Raw genomic sequence first — 17,325 nt, 5'->3', positions numbered from 1 at the left:
ATTCTACACTTCCCGTTGTTGGCGTCAAGCGTTTATTTTAAGAAGTTTTTCAAGCGTTGATTTCTTAATCAGAAGTCGCTACTTGAAGCTCTTAAACCGCTTTTCACCAGAGTTATCGTTCCGAAGAAGTTAACTCACTAACTCGTGCTGCTTGACGTGTTGCCTGCTGCGCCGTGTCAGTGGGGTCGCATTATAGGGAGATTCGAAAAGAGCGCAAGCGCTTTTTATCAAATAAATGTTCGCTTGCTGAAGTTTTCAACAAAGCCCCGTTTTTAGGTTATTTATGCTACTTTTTGCGACTAAATTCACAGCAAGTTTGTTCTAGGTTATAGATAAAGTTCATTTTTTCAGCAACACACTAGTCTATTGGCTAATAATTCATTACCATATGGCAGGTTATTAACAGTTAGTTATCAATTCATTTATTCTTTAGAGATTATATTTATGCAGAAGTCATTCTTGATCGTATTGGCCATAGCCATTATAGGTGCACTCGCTATTTTTCAAATTGCACCAGATCTAAACGGCGCCATTGCTTTCTTTACTGGTGCTATTATTGCGAGCGTTATTTTTTCTCTTCAATCTAAAACGCCTGCTTCTAAAACTAACAGCAACGAACCATATAGTGGTCCAACGATGACTCTATATGTAGGTAATCTTCCTTATCGCGTACATGAAGGAGAAGTAAAAGCTCTATTTGGTGAGTTTGGCCCAGTTAACTCTGTACGTTTGGTTCGTGATCGTAAGACTGGCCGCCGTAAAGGATTTGGATTTATTGAAATGTCAGAAGCTGGCGCTAAGAAAGCTATGGCTAAATTAAATGAATTCGACTTCCAGGAAAGAACATTAAAAGTGCGCGAAGCTAAATCGCAAGATTCAGATAAAAGTGATAACGCATAATCTAAATGTATAGCTAACCTAGATTAGCTGAAGATCGTGACACTATAGTAGTGAAGCCTTTTTCGGCTAGTCGGGTTGTTAAGCCTTCATTGATAGTTGTAGTTGTATAAATAGCTGACCAATCGCTCTGTTGATTAATTTTCGCATCACGCTTTAACTCTTCTAATAAAAAGCACACTCTCTGTGCTACCGCTTTACCCGAATCGAGTAATGTTACCTCTTGCCCTAATACTTGCTGTATTTCTTTAGCAACGATTGGAAAATGAGTGCAGCCAAGTACCAATGTATCAAGGTTAGTTATCTGGATTGGTTTAAGCTGTTGAGCAAGCTTAACAAGGTCTATCTCTTCTCCTGCTAATTTGGCTTCTGCCAACATAACAAGCTCTGACGATCCAAACAGCTCGACTTTACAGCCCTCAGCAAACTGCTCAATCAGCTCTTTAGTATAAGAGCGTTTTATAGTGCCAGGTGTGGCGAGTAGTCCTATATGGCGCGCTTTTGATAATTGCGCCGCAGGTTTTATTGCTGGTACCACGCCAACAATAGGAATAGATAGTTGCTCTCTTAAAGCTGGTAACACCAAAGTGCTGGCAGAATTACACGCTACAACAACCATACAAGCATTGATACGTGCAACTTGCTCACATATCAGCTCAACACAACCAGCAATCAATACTGACTCTTCCAGCTCACCATAAGGCAGACGAGCGTTATCAAATAGATAGCAGTAACTTTGGTCTGGTAGTGCTTTTCTTATTTCATCGAATATGGATAGACCACCAATACCCGAATCAAAAATTAGAATAGGTCCCGACAAAAGTATTCTCCGCGATAAGATAAAATGACATCAGTTTGTATAAAGGTGCGCGCTCAAACATACTATCGAGCAGCAGGATTAACTATATTGCTTTAGAATTTTCCCACAAGCTAGGTAAAATCGGAAGCGAGAAACTGGACATCCCAGCTATCTAGTATAATATTCCGCCCCTAATTTAATGCCTACGGTGATCAAGATATGAATTTAGCAGCAATGGATCCTACAACCTATGATGTGCAGCTCGAAGCAAAGCGCGTCAAGTTAACTCAGTTATTTGCTGATTTTGACACTCCAGAGCTTGAAGCATTTAGCTCAGAGCCTGCTAATTACCGTATGCGTGCTGAATTTCGTGTTTGGCATGAAGGCGAAGATCTTTACTACTATATGTTCGATAAAGAGCTAAATAGCAAAGTTCGCTGTGATCAGTTCCTGCCTGCCAGCGAATTGATTAACAAAATGATGCCTGCGTTAGTCGAGCTATTAAAGCCAAACACTATTTTACGTCATCGTTTATTCCAGATTGATTTCTTATCAACCCTAAGTGGCGAGATCTTAGTATCACTGCTTTACCATAAGCAACTAGATAGCGAATGGGAACAGCAGGCTAAAATCTTAAAGCAAACATTAAGCACTCAGTTTAATGTTAATTTGATCGGCCGTGCACGTAAGCAAAAAATCATTTTAGATAAAGACTTTGTCGTTGAGTCACTTAATGTGGCAGGTAAACAGCTGCAATATCATCAAATTGAAAACAGTTTCACTCAGCCTAACGGTAAAGTGTCAGTGAAGATGCTTGAATGGGCTATTGATGTCACCAAAAATAGCACGGGTGATTTACTAGAGCTTTACTGCGGTAACGGTAACTTCTCTATTGCGTTGGCACAAAACTTTGACCGTGTATTAGCAACTGAACTTGCTAAACCTTCTGTTGAGTCTGCGCAGTACAACATTAAAGTTAACCAAGTCGATAACTTGCAGATCATTCGTATGTCTGCTGAAGATTTTACTGAAGCGATGGCGAAAAAGCGTAGCTTTAGACGTTTAGAAGGTATCGACTTAGATAGCTATAACTGTAATACCATTTTCGTCGATCCACCTCGCGCTGGATTAGATGCAGACACCGTGAAGCTAGTGCAAGGTTATGAGCGTATCGTTTATATCTCTTGTAACCCGCATACCTTGATCGACAATTTAGGCGAACTAAGCAAAACTCACAACATCACTCGTTTTGCGTTATTTGATCAGTTCCCATATACCGACCATATGGAGTCTGGTGTATTTCTTGAAAAGAAATAAGCTCCCAGCCCAATAAAAAACGGCATCCTTAGGATGCCGTTTTTCGTTTAATCATTCGATTACTTCTGCTCTTTTTTATGCTGTAGCGCTTCAGCGCCTTTAGCGATCATATGCAGCTGGATAACTAAACGGTCAGCCAAAATTTTACGGTCTGCACGTTTCATATCTAACGCGGCAGCGCCAGCGTTGAACACTAATGTTACTAATGCTTCAGCCTGAGCATGTGCTAGTTCTGGAGAACGATTAGCGGTTGCCTCAGTATAATGCGCCAATTCAGAAATAAAGTGTTCAATTTCTCGAGCTACTGCGCCCCTAAAAGGTGCAGAGGTACCTGAACGTTCATGTAATAGAATGCGGAAAACGTTTGGGTTAGATTCAAGCACTTCCATAAAGGTTTCAACAGAAATACGAATAACGCTACCGCCCGCTTCAGCACGCTGACGACCTTTACGCATCATCTGCCTGAGGGTTAAACCACCTTCATCAACCATGGTTAAGCCCAGTTCATTCATATCTTTAAAGTGGCGATAGAAGGAAGTGGGAGCAATATTCGCTTCACGTGCAACTTCACGCAAACTCAGGCTAGAAAAGCTACGCTCAGCGCTTAATTGACTAAATGCCGCATCGACAAGTGCCCGCCGCGTTTTCTCTTTTTGTTGTGCTCTAATGCCCATCTTGAACCTACTTACAAAAATTATTCCTTGAATAATACCGCTTTTTAACACAAAACGCAGCATCAACAAACTTGACCAAGATCACTATCCACGTTAAATTAGCGTACAGATGTACGCTCAACGAGAGATAGAACTATAATGAAAAAACCTCCAATCATCTGGATGAATGTGAGCCTATTCACCATCACATTCGCCTCTGCTGTAATCTTCGTGCCTTGGTACGGTATTGCACACGGATTTGAAGCTATCGAGTGGCTAGCCTTTGTGGTGCTTGCTTTTGCTAGCGGCCTATCTATTACCGGTGGTTACCACAGATTGTGGTCGCACCGTACCTATAAAGCTCACGCTTCAATCAGATTCTTATATGCTCTAGGTGGCGCGCTCGCCCTGCAAAACAGCGCACTGCACTGGTCTTCCGACCATCGAGTTCACCACAAGCATGTCGATAATAACGACAAAGACCCCTACTCAGCCAAGATGGGGTTTTGGTACAGCCACATAGGTTGGATGCTGCGCGAATATCAATCACAGCGTTACCACGATTATAAAAACGTACGTGATCTGCAAAACGATAAAATCGTCATGTGGCAGCACAAGTATTACCTGCCGCTACTGCTAATAATGAACTTTGGTTTACCAATACTATTAGGTTGGTTAAACGGTGACATACTCGGCATGCTTCTGTTAGCTGGATTGTTACGCCTAGTTGTGGTGCATCACTGCACCTTCTTTATTAACTCTTTAGCGCATATCTGGGGCTCACAGCCGTATACAGATAAAAATACCGCTCGCGATAATGGCTTCTTGGCGCTATTAACCTATGGCGAGGGCTATCACAACTACCATCATATTTTTGAAAATGACTACCGCAACGGTATTCATTGGTGGCAGTACGACCCAACAAAATGGCTAATTGATGGCTTAGCATTAGTTGGGTTAGCAGATAGCCGTCGCGTTGTGCCGCAAGAAAGAATTGAACATGCACGCTTGCAAATGCAGCTGAAACGTACCCAGAATAAGGTGGCACACTTACCAAATAGTGAAGAGCTTATCGACAAACTTCAAACCGAGTATGAAACCTTAAAAACTCACCTTGCTGAATATTACGCAGCCAAAAAAGCCTTGCTTGAGGCCAAGAGGCAACAGCTTGCTGATAAGCATCTGCTTAGCCAAGTAAAAGAGCTAAAGCAGCGCTTTAAGCAACAGCAAAAAAGCTGGCACAGCCTTACTGCCAGCTTTGGTTAATCCGCAACTCAAATAGCTGCTCCCTAGAGCGGCTTTTTATTTTCAGGTCAAAAATTACCAATTGAGTTGTTTATTCTCTATAGGATAAGCCCCAAGTCTCAACTTGTACTTGCGGTTGATTGAAGTCACTGGGGTATGGGTCTATTATGATCGGCTACTTACCTTTTTAGGGCGATTTAAGCTCATGTCAGATTCAGAAATCAAACTTACCGAATATAGCCACGGTGCGGGCTGCGGCTGCAAAATTTCACCGAAAGTGCTGGGAACCATTCTTGCCACTCAGTTACCCGTTTTTGATGATCCTAATCTGCTGGTAGGTAACCAGACACGTGATGATGCTGCGGTTTATAAGCTCAATGAAACCACAGGCATTATCAGTACTACCGACTTTTTCATGCCTATTGTTGATGACCCATTTACCTTTGGTCGCATTGCTGCGACGAACGCGATTAGTGATATTTACGCCATGGGCGGCACACCTATGATGGCGATTGCTATTTTGGGCTGGCCGGTGAATAAACTGCCTGCAGAAGTGGCTCAGCAAGTGGTTGATGGCGGGCGTAAAGCCTGTGCTGACGCAGGTATTATGCTAGCCGGTGGTCACAGTATTGATTCGCCAGAGCCTATCTTTGGTTTAGCTGTTACTGGGCAAATTCCGCTGGAAGAGTTAAAGCAAAACGATACCGCTAAAGCTGGCGATAAGCTTTACCTGACTAAGCCTTTAGGGATTGGCATTTTGACTACTGCACAAAAGCAGAAGAAACTTGCCGATGCAGACCTAAACACGGCAGCCGAAGCCATGTGCCAATTGAATATTCTTGGCCCTAAAATCGCTAAAATTCCGCAAGTTAACGCACTAACAGACGTAACAGGCTTCGGTCTAGCAGGTCATCTACTTGAGATGTGCCACGGCGCCAACCTTAGCGCTAAGATTGATGTCAGTTTATTGCCGCTGTTACCAAACGCACGCCACTATTTAGAATTAGGCTGTATTCCTGGTGGTACCCACAGAAACTTCGACAGTTATGGTGAGCACTTACCAACACTAACAGATGAGCAAAAAGCGATTATTTGCGACCCACAAACCAGCGGCGGCTTACTTATTGCCGTTGCCGAAGAGGGTGAAGCGGCACTAACAGCTTTACTTGCAGAAAATGGCATTGAGCCTATTTGTATTGGTCAGCTAATTGAAAACAATGCGGGTAAAACCGTGGAGCTGATTTAATGTCATTCAATAAAGTGCCCGCTAGCGAATATCGACGCATACTCGTTAGCGATCACCCAATAATGGATGCGCGTGCGCCCATCGAGTTTGACAAAGGTGCCTTCCCTGCCAGCGTTAATCATCCACTTATGGAGGATGAAGAGCGCCGCCTAGTAGGCACTTGCTACAAAGAGCAAGGTCAACAAGCTGCGATAGAGCTAGGTCATTCATTGGTGAATGGCGATGTAAAACAGCAAAGAGTCGCTGCCTGGGTTCAATTTTTTAGCGACAACCCTAATGGCTATCTTTACTGCTTTCGTGGTGGACTCCGCTCACAACTAACCCAACAATGGCTAAAAGAAGCTGGCTTAGATATTCCGTTTATCGAAGGTGGCTACAAGGCCATGCGCCAGTTTTTAATTGAAACCATTGATACTGCACCACAAGCTAAACCTATGCTGATATTAAGCGGCATTACTGGCAGCGGTAAAACAGATTTTCTATTAAAGCGCCAAGAGGCCATTGATCTTGAAGGGTTAGCGCACCACAGAGGCTCTAGCTTTGGTCGTTACCACGAAGGTCAGCCAAGCCAAATCAACTTTGAGAATGCGCTTGGTGTCGCGCTGCTGAAGCATCAAGACAGTGCAGCTAAACACTTACTGCTTGAAGATGAAAGCTATCTCATTGGCCGTTCAGCTCTACCGCAAGCATTTTATGCAGGTATGCAGGCTGCCAATGTATTGGTATTAGAGGAGTCACTAGACGCTCGCTTAACACGCCTGTTAAACGAATATGTACATAAGATGCATAGCGGTTATGTTCAAAGACTTGGTGAAACTGAAGGCTTTGAGGCGTTCTCACAATACCTAGCCCAGAGTATTACCGGGATTCAGAAACGCCTTGGCGGTAAACGCCATGATGAGCTGCAAGCAATGATTAGCAATGCGCTATCGATTCAGCTTAACCAAAACGATACCAGTGCGCACTTAGCCTGGATTGAATTGCTACTGGTGAAGTACTACGACCCTATGTATCAATATCAGATTGATAAAAAGGCTGAACGGATTATCTTTAAAGGCGATCACCAAGCCATGCATCAATGGTTAGATAACCAATAAAACACTAAGTCTCTCACTCGCTGCTGCCAGTTTATAGGCTAACTAGGCAGCGGTTAGTGGGCGTATTTCTACCACTAATCGCTTTGCTGCATCATCTTTAGCTGTCACTTCAATCACCTTGGCAGCGACACAAGTGTAATCTTTTAGCGCTGCCTGAGCTTGCTTTAACTGCGTAGCACTAACGCAAATAACACTGTCGACATCAAGCTCAGCAATCGCAATATTTGCAGTTCTATTATCATTAATCAGATTACTAATACCCAAAAGCGTACGCGATAATGCACGACGATAAAGTCGATTGATACTTAAGCTTTGAGCCATGCCATCCGCAAAATGTACTGGGTGGGTAAAACTACCGTAAAGCAGCATCATGTCTCGCCAACTTAAGTTATCAGACACCACAAGCAGCTCAGCTTGTTTATGCAATGCACTAGGATCATCCAAGCTGACTTTATATTTAACTCTGCGATGATAGTAACTGCTTATACTTAGCAACAACTCTGGCCACCCTAGCAATAACCCAAATAACACCAGCACATTAGCCGCAGCTAATAGTAAGAACAGTTGCTCAATTTGCCACTGAAAAACATTCAAAATCAGCATGGCAAATATCGCCGAAGTCACCATAAATAGCGCATTAATGATGTTGTTACTGGCAATAGCTTGCGCACACTCGCCATCTTTAGCGCGAGCCTGTATGTAAGTGTATAAGGGCACGATAAATAAGCCGCCGCCCACACCTATCATAAACAGATCCAGCATCAGTCGATAATGACTCGCTGCGCCTATAAAGCCTTGTAGATTATAAAGCGCTGCTAGCTCAGGTTTAGCAGGGATCGAAAAGTACAGGTCAATACCAAAGCCTGCAAGTAAGGCTAAACCTAGCGGCATAATACCTAACTCAACTTGGCGACAAGACAGGCGCTCACAAACGAAAGAACCGACGGCGATACCCACAGAGAACAGCAATAACAATAAAGAAACCACTGTAGGATCTGCATGCAAGGTCACCCGCGCAAAATTCGGAAATTGAGTGAGATAAGTTGCGCCCACAAACCAAAACCAGCTTATGGCCAAAATGGCTATCCAAATACCCGGCGTGCGGCGCGCTTTTTTAATACTAGCAAGAGTTGCAGCAACAATAGAAAAATGCGGTTTTTGCGTAGAATGGGCCGGAATACTTGGAATAAACCAGCTAGCAAATGCACCAATCAAGGCCAAAATAAACACGCTGGCAGCCGCCAGAGATGCTGCATTATTGCTGGCAACAATCAGTCCTGCAGAAATAGTACCGGCCAAGATAGCGAGAAAAGTGCCCATCTCAACCCAAGCATTACCCGACACCAGCTCGCTATTATCCAGTACCCGCGGTAACAGTGAGTATTTAACAGGGCCAAAGTAAGCTGACTGTACACCCATTAAAAACAGTAATAGCAGCATTATCAGATAGCTATGACTAACAATCGCAAAAATCGCCACCGACATAATGCCCAACTCAAGCAGCTTTAATCTTCTAATTAATAATGCTTTATCGACGTAATCAGCAACCTGACCCGCATGAGCAGAAAACAGTAAGAAAGGCAGGATAAATAAACCCGCTGCCAAATTAACAAACAGGTTTACATCTATAGGTAACTCATCGACTTGGGAATAAGCCACTAACAGTAGCAAAACGTTTTTAAACACATTGTCATTAAGCGCCCCCAAGCATTGGGTAACAAAGTAGGGTAAGAAACGTCGGCTAAATATCATCGGCTTTAAGTATGCTCTGGTTTTAAATAGCGCATAACTTGTCTTGGCTCACCCTCACCAAAATAATCAGCTTCAAAGGCGTGTTCGACAAAGCCACTACGAGCATACAGCGCTTTGGCAGGGTTGTTTGGGTCTACAGTTAAGTTAACTTGTGTTATTTGAGTTGGCAGCGTTTCAATCAGCTTTGAGATAAGCTTAGTGCCAATGCCTTTACCTCTAGCAGTATCGGCAACGGCAATAGATAAAATCCAGCAAACATCGGCCTCAGCGCCTGTTGATGCGAGTAGGTAACCCATCACTTTAGCTTGCGCGTCTTTTGCGACCCAAAAACTATGTGGCCAGCAATCTAGGGCTTGTCTAAAGAAAAAATCTGGATAGCAATGCCCAGCAAAGCATTGCTGTTCGAGGGCGTCTATCGCGATAAGATCTGACTTAGTCGCGAGAGCAAACTCAATCACATCATTCATTGATTAAGATCTGATCCCACTCTAAGGCTGGAGAGCCAACAACGATAAAGTTAGGGTTTTCTAACGACTCACGCTCGTTATATGTCAAAGGTTGCAGGTTGAGATCCATTATCTGGCCTCCCGCCTCTTCAACAATAATTTGCGCCGCGCCTGTGTCCCACTCACCTGTTGGACCAATACGCACGTAGCAGTCAGCGCGACCTTCAGCAATGAGGCAACTCTTTAACGCTGCGCCGCCTAGTACCACCAATTCACAGTGTTTATCTTGATTAAATAGCTTAATCACAGATTGTGGATCTTGACGACGACTGACAGCTAAACGCAATGAATCGGAATCCTTAGTAAGCTGCTTACTGCTAATCCGTACTTCAACACCGTCTTTACGTTTGTAAGACCCTAGACCAGCGATACCGTAGTAACAAACTTCGGTCATCGGCGCATATACCACGCCCATAATTGGGCGGTTATGCTCGACCAGCGCAATGATCACAGAGAAATCACCGCTACCGGCAATAAACTCGCCGGTACCGTCAAGTGGATCCACTAACCAATAACGAGGCCAATCACAGCGCTGTGCAAAAGGAATATCGGCATCTTCTTCCGATAACACCGGAATATCTGGAGTCAGCGCCTTTAACGCGTTGGTGATAATTTCATGGGCAGCGAGATCTGCAGATGTCACTGGCGTATTGTCAGACTTAATCTCACGCTCAAAATCGCCCTTTTGGTAAATATCGCGGATCTTTTTACCTGCAAGTGTGGCGATTTCAATAACCTGATCTACATAATTCTCTGGCTTCATAACTACTCCAACAGCCTAATACCCATGACCTACGTCGAATTTTGCTAACTTAGTTGTAGATGTTTTTGCGCTAAAAATAAAGCACTTACACTACGGGATTCAGAAAAATCTTCTTGATTCAATAAATCCTGCCAATCCGCTAACGGCCAAGTCACCATGTCTATCGGTTCTGGCTCGTCGCCTTCTAGCCGGCTTTCATACAAATCTTCTGCAATAAAGATCTGCATCTTACTGGCAAAGTATCCCGGGGCTAAGCTTAGCTCCATTAAATGAGTTAGCTTTTTAGCACCGTAGCCAATCTCTTCTTGCAGCTCGCGATTTGCTGCCTCGTGAGCTTCTTCACCCGGGTCAATTAAGCCCTTAGGAAAGCCCAGTTCGTAGCTGTGAGTGCCTGCGGCATACTCACGCCCTAGCAGTAATTGCTCGCCGTTGAGCACAGGGACAACCATTACAGCGCCCCGGTTATTACCTTTCATACGCTCATACTGGCGCTCAACTTGATTTGAAAAGCGTAAGTGCACTTGTTCGATTTGAAACAGTCGACTTTGAGCAACGACTTCAGCGTGCAAAATTTCCGGTTTCTGATTTTTTTTAGTCATACACATCCCAGTGCCGCTGCCGACTTGTCATTTAATTCAGTATAATCTTACTATTGTTCACCCAATCTACAACATGAATTTTCTAGGATCGCGCAACTATGTTTCCATGGACAGAAATTGACACCGTTTTACTCGATATGGATGGTACGCTTTTAGACCTGCATTTCGATAACCATTTTTGGTTACAGCTGGTTCCTAAAGTCCTTAGCGAGCAGCGCAATATCTCAGTGCAACAGGCCAGTGAATGGGTTGAAGAGTGCTACACCAAGGTTGAAGGTACGCTGAATTGGTATTGCCTTGAATATTGGCAGCAGCAGATGGGCTTAGACATTATGGCGCTGCACCGCACATTGGTTGAGCGTATTCAAATGCGCCAAGACAGCATGCCATTCCTTAATGCGCTAAAACTTGCTGGAAAAAATCGAATTTTGGTGACCAATGCGCACCCTAAAAACCTAGGGCTAAAACTGGAACATACCGAGCTAGGTTTAGGGTTAGATAGCATGATATCGAGTCACGAAACTGGTTACCCAAAAGAGCATCCCGAGTTTTGGGTGCAATTATTTAAGCGCTTTAACCTAGAGCCTAGCCGTTGTTTATTTATTGATGATAACGAAGCCATTTTAGCGGCAGCAAAACTCGCTGGTGTCGGTTATCAGCTTGGTATCGCTAATCCAGACAGCCAAAAGCCGAATAAGGTGTTTGATGACTTTCCTGCGATTGAGGATTATCACCACTTGCTTGATGAACTACTGCAACAAAAGTAAAAAGTCAGCCATAAAAAAGGCGCTATTTCAGCGCCTTTATAAACTCTATCAAGAATGCTCTAACTAGATAGGTAAGCGGCCTTGATAAGTAATAGGGTAATATCCTTGGCTGTCTTTCTTACCTAAGAAAGATAGCGCCTTTTTCAAATCATCAGGCTGAGTGTTCACTTCTCGGATTTTGGCGTTAACTTGTACCATCTTGTTATCCGCTAAAACGATAGTGCCGTCTAACCCAAGTCCATTTAGCTTTTCATCTGTGGTTAATTCCACTTTGCCATCAAGACATGCCAAGCCCAATGCGATATCGCCAAGTGGGTACTTACCAAACTGGTTAGTAACGTTTACTTGATTTAAAAACAGCTTACCTGATAACTGCTCACACCAAGGTAAGCCTTGCTCAAAGTTATCAACTAGCACACTGAGGTCGCCATTAATCTTAGTTCTAAACGGTAAGTTAGTGCGTCCTAACAAAAAGCTGCTTGGCGCTTCAAACCTTAGGCCTGAGGCATCAAGCCCAGACATTGAATAAGCAACTGTACCTTTGCCATTAACGGCACTGGCGCGGCTACCAATCACCACATCGGCCTTAACTGTGCCTGTTAATAATGACAGCACATCTAAGTCCCAAGTGATCATCTCAACTTGGCGCTTTTGCACGCTTAGCATGTCAATGCTACCAGCCCAAATCGTGCCAGACACACCGCTAATAGCAACATTGTTTGGCATTGGAGCTAGCTTTACCGCCATACTGGCTGGAAACAACACCACTAAAAATACTAAGTAGATTAAAAAGCCTAACGCTATCTTTTTTGCTAATTTCACCACAACACCTTATTTCGACAGCTGAATACGACGCACATTAACGTAGCCCGGAGTATCCGATTCGGCTAAATCTAAACTCTCTAACGACAAGCCTTTGTTTTGCACTAGCTCGTTAAGATAGTTCAGTAACGTATCGAATGGCACTTCATCCATCCATACTTGAATTTTATTGCCTTGAGGCTGCATACGGGTGATCTCTAACCCGAATGCCCCCGCTGTTTGGTTGACTGCCGCACTCAAACTGCCTCTAAACGCATTGCTGCTACCACTTTGCTTGAGGCCTGCAATACGGTTAGCAGTTTGCTTTACGTAATTAAGCGTACTTTGCTGGCCTTCTAGATTGCGCTGCGCCTCTGCTTCAGCATTAGCGATTGGTGTCCAAACGCCCCAATATAAAATGCCAATAACCAAGACCACGCCACAAGCCGAAACCATCTGCTTTTCACGTAAAACTAAGCCGTTCCACCATGCTTTTAAGTTTTCCATCTTATTTGCTCCTTATGGTTAAGGTGCTGGTGACTTCTGATTCACCGCTATTCATCGCACCACCAGTCAGCTGATAAGAACGTGCCACTATCTCTTTAAACGTCTCAATCTGTTCGTAATTTTTCGCCGTTACCTGCATGCGGATTTCATTTCGATTGCTATCAAAACGCAGCGTGGTTGGCTTAAGCGCAGGCACTTGAGCAAAGGCGTCTTGCATGCCAGAAAGCATGACAAAGAACTGAGTACCACTGCCACCACCTTGCAAAGTACGTACATAGCTGCCCATTTGTGAGCGCAGGTTTACCACTCGCGAACTGCCAGGCACAACTTGCTTATAGATCTGCTCACTTTGCGCTTGTAATTCATCGGCGGCGGTATTCATTTGGTGGATGTTTAGGCCTTTATTCACTAATGCTAGAACGATCACCACAGCAAATGCGATAGCGGCATTACGCCACAATAGTAAGTGCTTACCGTATTCTTTCTTTGGCTTGTAAATGCCTGATAGCAAGTTGATTGGCGCATTGAGTAAGCCCTTAGCTAGCACCAACATAGGCAAATCTAGCGGCTGAGCTTTTATTTGCGTGCCCGCCAATTGCAACTCGGTATAACCCGCAACAGTGGTTTGCGTGTCAGCTGTTAACAGTTGAGGTAGCGCCATATCAAGCCAGTTTTGGCTCAAACTTACGCCGCTACCCGCTCCTGTGCGTAGCAAGACCTCTTTGCCTAGCGTCATTGCCGCCCAATCGCAATCGGCAAGTGGCAGTGCTAAACAATCTGGTACTATGCATTTAGCTTTAAGGCCCGCATCGCTAAGCCACTCGATCCACATTTGCATTTGCTCATGCGCAACCACTGCAATACTTAAAGCATCGCCATTACGCGGACCCGTCACAAAATGTAGTTCATCGACATTTTGCGCGAGATTTTCTTCCAGCATAAATGGCAGCGCCTTAATCGCTTGGCGTTGGCTTTTCTCTGGCAAATCGACTTCGGTTAACGTAATGCTTGATGCTGGCACTAATACGTCAACACCGCGATTACCCGCTCTTTCAGTAAGGGTCGATAGTGCACTGGCATTGCTAAGCTCGCCAGAACCTATAATTTCTTGCTCCTGTTCAGACCAAACAAGCCAAGAGCATGGTTGCTCTGCGGTTTGCCCTAAACGGATAAATAGTCTTTCACTCACTGATTTATCTCCACAAGTCTCTTTAAATAGATTTAAAGGACTGTTGTTATTTTTGCCCACCAAACTGGCGAGATAACACTTCTAATTTTTTACTGTCGCCGTAAAGCACGCTTTCTAGTCTAAATACTGCGGTGTCGACCTTCGCCCCCGCATCGAGTAGAAAGTACTTACTGGTTACCCCAAAGCTTGATTTTAGCTTGGCGTCTCCGGCAAGCGATGCCACTGATGAGTTTTCCCAAAACTCATTAATGTCATCATAACCGTCGAGCGGTCTTTGATTGATGATGCTCTCAGCCTCACCAACAGAAATCTTGTTATCAAACATACCCGCAATAATTGCAGCATGCTCTACTGGCACGGTATTAACGTTTAATACCTGCGTCGTATTGCCCGGAATAGCACATACGTAAGGTGCCAGCTTTAAATAAATATCTTGAGTAAAGCCCATAACAGCGCGCAGTTCGCTTTTATGGCTAAGCAAAGTATTTGCTGCTCGGTACGGTACATTACGCGACTCATATTCCGCATCTTCAGCGCCATAAGGGCCACTTACGGTATCTTCATCTATGTAATCTTTGGTTGTTTGCGCTAAACGCTCTGCGGCAAACTCATCCATACCCAGCGCGACCAATAAGCCTTTAAACTGCACCGCTGGTAATGGCATCTTAGGCTGACCGTTTTCAACTTTCTCACTCGGTGCTGACAACGAATTGAGATTAAAACAGGCGCGCATATCGGTGATCTTACCGGCGATTTCACCTTTCTCAGCTGGAAATATCACATCAGCCAGAGCCCAGTACTGCTGCAAATGCACGGTATCTGAGTCTTCCAAATCTTGTTTCAGTACTTTCTTGGCAATCTCTTCACCAGAAATGGCATACCAAAATGCTTGGTCGTATTGCGCCATATTCAACGTACGCCTAACAGACAACTGATTACGTGAAGTAATGTTGGTGGCAATAATGGCCACCATAGCCACAATCAATAAGACTACGATAAGAGCAACGCCGCGCTGCTTAGAAGGCATCATTACTCTCCTCCGCCTTGTTGGCTACCGTTGTCGTCATCAGGCTTAGAGTCATCATTATCGTTGTTATTGCCGCCGTTATTATTACCATCGTTGTTGCTGTCATCGTTACTGCCAGCAAGCGCGCCTTGTGGTACTAAAAACTTGCGCTGAACTTTACCAATATCTTCAAATTCAATTTCTATTGCGATGGCTTTTGGCAGCTTGGTTGCGTCAGTTTTACGTTCCCATTTATCATCGGCAAAAAAGGCATATTCCACTGAAATAACCTTATCCATTATCACCGTTTTAATCGGCTCTGCGCCAAATTCAGGCTCAGGATATGGGTAATACCAGCGTTGTAACTTGCCTTCCATCACCACGTAAGCCACCGACTGCAAACTGCCTCTTGGCAGCAGTCCGTCTGGATTTAACCAACCCAAACGGAAAAACACTAATGACTCAGATTCCGAGTCGAGCATATTGCTGCCAGTTTGAAATACTGTGGTGCCACGACCGCCCTCTAACAATCTCGGCGTGCGCGCCACCATTTGATTCAAATCACGCTCAATAATGCCGAACCCTTGCTGCATCGCCTTTAACTTGGCGGCAAAGTCACGGGTGGCAGTATCGTTTTTCATCACAGTACTCAGCACTGTGTTTGCTGCTAGCCCTAACATGGCAAAAATCGCGATAGCGATTAGCATCTCTAGCAGCGTAAAGCCGCGCATTGTGTTAATCCGCTTTAAGTACATAACTACTCACTTCAGCGATAGTACGGGAAAATCGCTCGTCATCACTGATACTGATGCGGATCATTCTAAAATTGTCATCGGTCGTTTTAATGACCTCTTTGCGCCAATACCATTCTTGATTGGCTAGCTCTACTTGGCCGTCTTTACGACCAATATCTGGAAACTTTGGGTCAAGACGCGCTTCAACCATTTGGTTGTGGGCGACCCATTGCGCCATAGTGCGCTCTTCCAAAATGGGCATATTGGCAATTTGTTCGCCAAGACTTTTGGTAATCGATACCGCGGCAATGGAGAACACCGCTAATGCGACGATCACTTCTAGCAAGGTCATGCCTTTTTGCTTAATAGCCATGGCTATAAGACTTCTTCATCTTCAAAACCCATTCGCAAACGCCCTAGCGCATCGCCAAACACCACCACTTCGATGTCTTGCTGCATTTCATCTTCACTGACAAAAGCCAACTCAAATGCGCTCATTTCACCGCTTGGAAACAGTAAAATTTGCGGCTCAGGGAATTTCTTTTTATCTTCAGCTGACTTTTCAATTAACGGCTCGTCAAACCAAGAATCTTGCTCTTCGTCTTCTTGCACTAACGGTAAACCATCAAGCACTAGAACTAACTCAACGCCTTGATCCATTTGCCTTTCAGCTAGTAATCTATCTTGCTCTAACGGTTGCCACTTACCTTCGTCGTAATACACATATTTATAGCTAGTGTCTTCGACCACAATGCCAACAAAATGGCCACTGAGTACTGTTTCATCCAGCACCATTTCGGTGGCCATCATAAATTGCTGCGCAGAGCGCTCAAGTGCCTTTTCTTTACTTGCTCCGCCCATACCCAGAGTCACGGCGGTTGCCGCTAGCCCCATAAGCAAAACAACGAGCAACACCTCCATTAAGGTGAAGCCCGTTTGACGTGTAAAGTTCACTTGCGACAAGATCATTTACTGGAAGTTCTGTAGGTTCCAGTTACCGATATCGTCTTCAGTACCTGGTTGACCATCTGGGCCTGAACTGAAGATATCTAACTTACCGTTTTCACCTGGGCTTAATAGCAAGTAGTCATTGCGCCATGGATCTTGTGGTAAACGCTTAACATAACCATCTGCACGGTAGTTACGTGGTTCTGGCGAAATAGTTGGCTTTTGTACTAATGCTTCAAGACCTTGCTCAGTTGTTGGGTACACGCTGTTATCTAGCTTGTACATGTCCAACGCATTTTCCAATGCAACGATATCTGAAACCGCTTTCTGTTGGTCAGCCTTGTCTTTGTTACCCATTAGGTTAGGTACAACCATAGAGGCCAAAATACCTAGAATCACGATAACCACCATGACTTCTAATAGGGTAAAACCTTTTTGTTTATTACGTGTTTGCATTAACAAATTCCTTAAACTAAAAATCTCATGCCTCAACTAGTAA

The 17,325-nt window shown here is 44.3% G+C and carries 20 protein-coding genes; 6 read left to right on the top strand and 14 right to left on the bottom strand.

The features are described from left to right. The first annotated feature begins 444 nt into the window (after window positions 1–444). Window positions 445–900: an RNA-binding protein gene (locus MSG37_RS16140; RefSeq protein WP_248471678.1), complete on the top strand. Its 456-nt coding sequence runs from the start codon at window positions 445–447 to the stop codon at window positions 898–900. A 13-nt stretch (window positions 901–913) separates the two neighbouring features. Here the strand turns inward: MSG37_RS16140 and murI are convergent, their stop codons facing one another. Beyond that, window positions 914–1,717 carry a glutamate racemase gene (gene murI, locus MSG37_RS16135; RefSeq protein WP_248471677.1) on the bottom strand — a complete coding sequence of 268 codons (804 nt, stop codon included), beginning with the start codon at window positions 1,715–1,717 and terminating at the stop codon, window positions 914–916. A gap of 198 nt (window positions 1,718–1,915) precedes the next feature. Here murI and trmA point away from each other — a divergent pair, with 198 nt between their 5' ends. Further along, window positions 1,916–3,013 (top strand): tRNA (uridine(54)-C5)-methyltransferase TrmA, encoded by a 1,098-nt coding sequence (gene trmA, locus MSG37_RS16130; RefSeq protein ID WP_248471676.1) that lies wholly within the window; start codon window positions 1,916–1,918, stop codon window positions 3,011–3,013. A gap of 59 nt (window positions 3,014–3,072) precedes the next feature. Here trmA and fabR read toward each other — a convergent pair whose 3' ends face one another. Next, window positions 3,073–3,687: an HTH-type transcriptional repressor FabR gene (fabR, locus tag MSG37_RS16125; protein WP_202723586.1), complete on the bottom strand. Its 615-nt coding sequence runs from the start codon at window positions 3,685–3,687 to the stop codon at window positions 3,073–3,075. Window positions 3,688–3,825: 138 nt separating this feature from the next. On the opposite strand from fabR, the gene MSG37_RS16120 reads away from it, so the two are divergent. From MSG37_RS16120 to mnmH, 3 genes are all read left to right on the top strand, one after another. Then, window positions 3,826–4,932, top strand: a complete 1,107-nt coding sequence (locus MSG37_RS16120) for a fatty acid desaturase (protein ID WP_248471675.1) — start codon at window positions 3,826–3,828, stop codon at window positions 4,930–4,932. Between the two features lie 184 nt (window positions 4,933–5,116). After that, window positions 5,117–6,157: a selenide, water dikinase SelD gene (gene selD, locus MSG37_RS16115; protein ID WP_248471674.1), complete on the top strand. Its 1,041-nt coding sequence runs from the start codon at window positions 5,117–5,119 to the stop codon at window positions 6,155–6,157. After that, window positions 6,157–7,254, top strand: coding sequence for a tRNA 2-selenouridine(34) synthase MnmH (mnmH, locus tag MSG37_RS16110; protein WP_248471673.1), 1,098 nt, complete (start codon window positions 6,157–6,159; stop codon window positions 7,252–7,254). The genes selD and mnmH overlap by 1 nt, the downstream gene beginning before the upstream one ends. Window positions 7,255–7,296: 42 nt before the next feature. Here the strand turns inward: mnmH and MSG37_RS16105 are convergent, their stop codons facing one another. The 4 genes from MSG37_RS16105 to nudE are packed head-to-tail and all read right to left on the bottom strand — an operon-like array spanning window position 7,297 to window position 10,874. Further along, on the bottom strand, window positions 7,297–9,006 hold the full coding sequence (locus MSG37_RS16105; RefSeq protein ID WP_248471672.1) for an MFS transporter: 1,710 nt from the start codon (window positions 9,004–9,006) through the stop codon (window positions 7,297–7,299). A gap of 5 nt (window positions 9,007–9,011) precedes the next feature. Further along, window positions 9,012–9,473, bottom strand: coding sequence for an N-acetyltransferase (locus tag MSG37_RS16100; RefSeq protein ID WP_248471671.1), 462 nt, complete (start codon window positions 9,471–9,473; stop codon window positions 9,012–9,014). Then, window positions 9,466–10,275, bottom strand: a complete 810-nt coding sequence (gene cysQ / locus MSG37_RS16095) for a 3'(2'),5'-bisphosphate nucleotidase CysQ (RefSeq protein WP_248471670.1) — start codon at window positions 10,273–10,275, stop codon at window positions 9,466–9,468. Before cysQ ends, MSG37_RS16100 begins: the two co-directional genes overlap by 8 nt. A gap of 44 nt (window positions 10,276–10,319) precedes the next feature. Further along, window positions 10,320–10,874: an ADP compounds hydrolase NudE gene (nudE, locus tag MSG37_RS16090; protein ID WP_248471669.1), complete on the bottom strand. Its 555-nt coding sequence runs from the start codon at window positions 10,872–10,874 to the stop codon at window positions 10,320–10,322. A 98-nt stretch (window positions 10,875–10,972) separates the two neighbouring features. On the opposite strand from nudE, the gene yrfG reads away from it, so the two are divergent. Next, a complete protein-coding gene (gene yrfG / locus MSG37_RS16085; protein ID WP_248471668.1) occupies window positions 10,973–11,641 on the top strand; it encodes a GMP/IMP nucleotidase in 669 nt (222 codons plus the stop codon). A gap of 63 nt (window positions 11,642–11,704) precedes the next feature. Here the strand turns inward: yrfG and MSG37_RS16080 are convergent, their stop codons facing one another. From MSG37_RS16080 to gspG, 8 genes are read right to left on the bottom strand one after another with little or no spacing between them, the layout of a single operon-like run. Beyond that, complete coding sequence (locus tag MSG37_RS16080) at window positions 11,705–12,463, bottom strand: type II secretion system protein N (RefSeq protein WP_248471667.1); 759 nt, start codon at window positions 12,461–12,463, stop codon at window positions 11,705–11,707. Window positions 12,464–12,472: 9 nt separating this feature from the next. After that, entirely contained in the window at window positions 12,473–12,949 is a 477-nt protein-coding gene (locus tag MSG37_RS16075) for a type II secretion system protein M (RefSeq protein ID WP_248471666.1), read from the bottom strand. Window position 12,950: 1 nt separating this feature from the next. After that, window positions 12,951–14,138, bottom strand: a complete 1,188-nt coding sequence (gene gspL, locus MSG37_RS16070) for a type II secretion system protein GspL (protein ID WP_248471665.1) — start codon at window positions 14,136–14,138, stop codon at window positions 12,951–12,953. 46 nt (window positions 14,139–14,184) lie between these two features. Next, window positions 14,185–15,168 carry a type II secretion system minor pseudopilin GspK gene (gspK, locus tag MSG37_RS16065; RefSeq protein ID WP_248471664.1) on the bottom strand — a complete coding sequence of 328 codons (984 nt, stop codon included), beginning with the start codon at window positions 15,166–15,168 and terminating at the stop codon, window positions 14,185–14,187. After that, the gene (gene gspJ, locus MSG37_RS16060; RefSeq protein ID WP_248471663.1) at window positions 15,168–15,899 is read right to left on the bottom strand and encodes a type II secretion system minor pseudopilin GspJ; all 732 of its coding nucleotides are present in this window, start codon (window positions 15,897–15,899) and stop codon (window positions 15,168–15,170) included. Before gspJ ends, gspK begins: the two co-directional genes overlap by 1 nt. After that, window positions 15,880–16,251, bottom strand: a complete 372-nt coding sequence (gene gspI, locus MSG37_RS16055) for a type II secretion system minor pseudopilin GspI (protein WP_248471662.1) — start codon at window positions 16,249–16,251, stop codon at window positions 15,880–15,882. The genes gspJ and gspI overlap by 20 nt, the downstream gene beginning before the upstream one ends. A 2-nt stretch (window positions 16,252–16,253) precedes the next feature. Beyond that, window positions 16,254–16,832, bottom strand: a complete 579-nt coding sequence (gene gspH, locus MSG37_RS16050) for a type II secretion system minor pseudopilin GspH (RefSeq protein ID WP_248471661.1) — start codon at window positions 16,830–16,832, stop codon at window positions 16,254–16,256. Window positions 16,833–16,847: 15 nt separating this feature from the next. Then, the gene (gene gspG / locus MSG37_RS16045; RefSeq protein ID WP_202723570.1) at window positions 16,848–17,282 is read right to left on the bottom strand and encodes a type II secretion system major pseudopilin GspG; all 435 of its coding nucleotides are present in this window, start codon (window positions 17,280–17,282) and stop codon (window positions 16,848–16,850) included. Between the last annotated feature and the right edge of the window lie 43 nt (window positions 17,283–17,325).

The sequence above is a fragment of the Shewanella sp. 1CM18E genome (genome assembly GCF_023161665.1).
Taxonomy (GTDB): domain Bacteria; phylum Pseudomonadota; class Gammaproteobacteria; order Enterobacterales; family Shewanellaceae; genus Shewanella.
This window is presented reverse-complemented; position numbering and strand designations above follow the sequence as displayed.